The 2,500-nt window shown below is 53.9% G+C and carries 3 protein-coding genes; 1 reads left to right on the forward strand and 2 read right to left on the reverse strand.

Translation table 11 applies throughout. The annotated features are described in order from the left end of the window. Positions 1 to 252 precede the first annotated feature (252 nt). Positions 253 to 1,548, reverse strand: a complete 1,296-nt coding sequence (locus PH5382_RS19260; protein ID WP_082645783.1) for a sensor histidine kinase — start codon at positions 1,546 to 1,548, stop codon at positions 253 to 255. 108 nt (positions 1,549 to 1,656) lie between these two features. On the opposite strand from PH5382_RS19260, the gene PH5382_RS19915 reads away from it, so the two are divergent. Continuing rightward, on the forward strand, positions 1,657 to 1,797 hold the full coding sequence (locus PH5382_RS19915) for a hypothetical protein (protein ID WP_156414924.1): 141 nt from the start codon (positions 1,657 to 1,659) through the stop codon (positions 1,795 to 1,797). 11 nt (positions 1,798 to 1,808) lie between these two features. Here the strand turns inward: PH5382_RS19915 and PH5382_RS19265 are convergent. Next, positions 1,809 to 2,500: IS1380 family transposase (locus tag PH5382_RS19265; RefSeq protein WP_156414925.1), on the reverse strand; the 692-nt coding region annotated here is incomplete at its 5' end.

Consider the following 2,500-nt stretch of genomic DNA (forward strand, 5'->3'; position numbering starts at 1 on the left):
TGTACTTCGTAGGGGCCCAACTGCTCATATACTCCAGCTACCATGCTGGATTCACAAAATGAATCCCTCACCCGATTTGTGCAACAAAGCCCCCGCTATCTCCTCTGTCGTCTGGTTCTGAAGACGGCTGAGCTTCGGTTGAGTTTTTGGCATCGGTTCACAGATTTTGCGTTTGGGGGGCTAACATGTTTTTCCCGTTCTGGTCGTGGCAATATCCTCTGGGCGTTTGATGCAGGCCGTCTGCTGCAGTCTTCAGGCCTGTTTGCGTTGGTATTGGTCCTCTTCTGAAACAGGGGGGCTTGCATCTTGTACGGCAGGCTCCTGCGCCTTTGGCCAAGTGAAGCGGAACGTACAGCCTTGTCCCAGATCGGAGGCTAGCGAAATCTCCTCACCAAAGTGATGGATGTGCTTTTCAATCATTGCCAGCCCCATGCCACTGCCCTCAACCTGGTCGCGAGGTTTGAGCGTTTTGAACATTTTAAAGACTTGATCGTGAAACTCCGGAGCAATTCCGGGCCCGTCATCGGCAACCGTGAAAACATATTTGCCTTCCTGCGTCGTCACGCCGATGTCGATGTTTCCAGTGGTCTTGTCATGGTGTTTGATTGCGTTGTTAATTAGATTGGCGAAGATCTGTTTTAGCGGCATGATCTCTAACTGAATTTCAGAAAAGACCGGGCTCACGGTTACGCAAAACCCCTCGGGAATATCGGCCAGCAGCATGGCGTCGTTGAGCACTTCCTTGCCACTGATCCTGATCGCACCGGCCTTTTCGTTTGTGCGTCCAATACGAGAATAATCCAGCAAATCATCCAGGAGCCGCTCCATCCGTTTGACCCGGTTACGCAGCAGGGCCATGTTTTCGCGGCTGTCCTCGCTCAAATCCGGTCCCAGATCTTCTTCCAGCCATTGCGAGGTGTTCCCGATAACCCGCAGCGGCGCCTTGAGATCGTGAGACGCAACATAGGCAAAATTGTCGAGTTCACGGTTGGAATGAGCCAGTTGCTCGATGAACTGCTCCCTATCTTCTTCGGCCTGCTTGCGTTCTGTGATGTCTCGGACAATGCCGCAGAATACGCGCTCTCCACTGGCATTTACCTCGCTGACGGACAGATCAATTGGCAAGGTAGAGCCGTCCTTGCGCATCCCGCGAACTTCGCGGCCAATTCCGATGATCTTCTTGTCACCAGTTTCTCGAAAATTGCTGAGGTACCCGTCGTGTTCTGCCTGATACGGATCAGGCATCAACATCTTGACGTTCTTTCCAATAACCTCGTCCGCGGTGTAACCAAAGATCGTTTCACAGGCGCGGCTGTAGCTTTCTACGGTTCCGCGAATATTAATCGAAATGATGCCGTCGACCGTACCATCTTGAATTGCGCGAAGGGTTTCCTCGCTGCGTTGCAGTGTCGTTTCAGTTTTTTTCTGATGGTATACAATTGCGGCAACAAGCCAGATGAGCAAAACCGAGAGGGCCCGGTTCAAAAGGGTGATTTCCTGATCCGATTGCGAGCCGATTGCTGAGATATAACCTATTGCGGTAAGCATACTGGCAATTACTGCGAAGAGGAAAGGTGTATACTGACATTCCCCAAGTAGAACGTCCTCCCGCCCACCTTGCCGCTGTTCTGCGCTCCTATCAAGCCTCTTGCACCCATGGTGCCGTTGTTCGGGCATCTGACGCGCGAACTGCGCCCGATTTCCGGTCTCGGGGGCGAGGTTGATCCGGATATTGGTCTGACCGACCCCCGTATGGATAGACCGGTTGAGCCGCTTTTGTTCAGGTTTTATGATTAACGATGTTGTCATTAGGGAACCGGCGGTGCGCGCAGCCGATGTATGGCCGCAAGGATGCGGTTGAACAGATCGCCGCTGACAGCCACCTCGGCCAGTTGGAAGGTGATTGCACGGGCGTGACGCACAACCCTCGCACCAATCTTGATCAATCGCGTCTGCAGGCTTGTCAGTGACCAGTCGGCTATCTCATCAGGTAGATCAGTGCCCTGTAGGAAGGCACCGATATTGTAAGCCAGTGCATGGAGTTGCAGCCGCACCTCGTTCTGCGCCATGCCTTTGCAGGACAAACGGGTCCAGTTGATCGCCTGCTTGCCTTCCTTGATGTATTGCTCGGCGGTGCCGCGTTGGTTGTAGAAGCGGATGATCCAGTCGGGTTCCATCGGCATGTTGGTGACCACGAAGCCCACGCGCGGGAACAACTCGCTGGGATGCCATTCCACCTTGGCGATGACACGACGAGGTTTGTCCCAAGATGCCGCCTGATATTGGAAGTCGCCGTAGATGCGCTTCACGCCTTTTGGCGGACGACCCACAGGGCGCTTGAGCAGATGCGCAATCTTGCCCTGAAGAACGCGATTGGCCCGAAGGCGGATGGCGTAGAAATAGTTTTCCAGTTCCAGAGTTTTGTATAGCTCCGGGATGGCGAACGCAGCATCCCCCCGGAAGAACCGCATCAGGTGACGATCCGCATATCGCGCGATGA

Origin of the sequence: Phaeobacter sp. CECT 5382 (genome assembly GCF_001457775.1) — a bacterium.
In the GTDB taxonomy this organism is placed as follows: domain Bacteria; phylum Pseudomonadota; class Alphaproteobacteria; order Rhodobacterales; family Rhodobacteraceae; genus Pseudophaeobacter.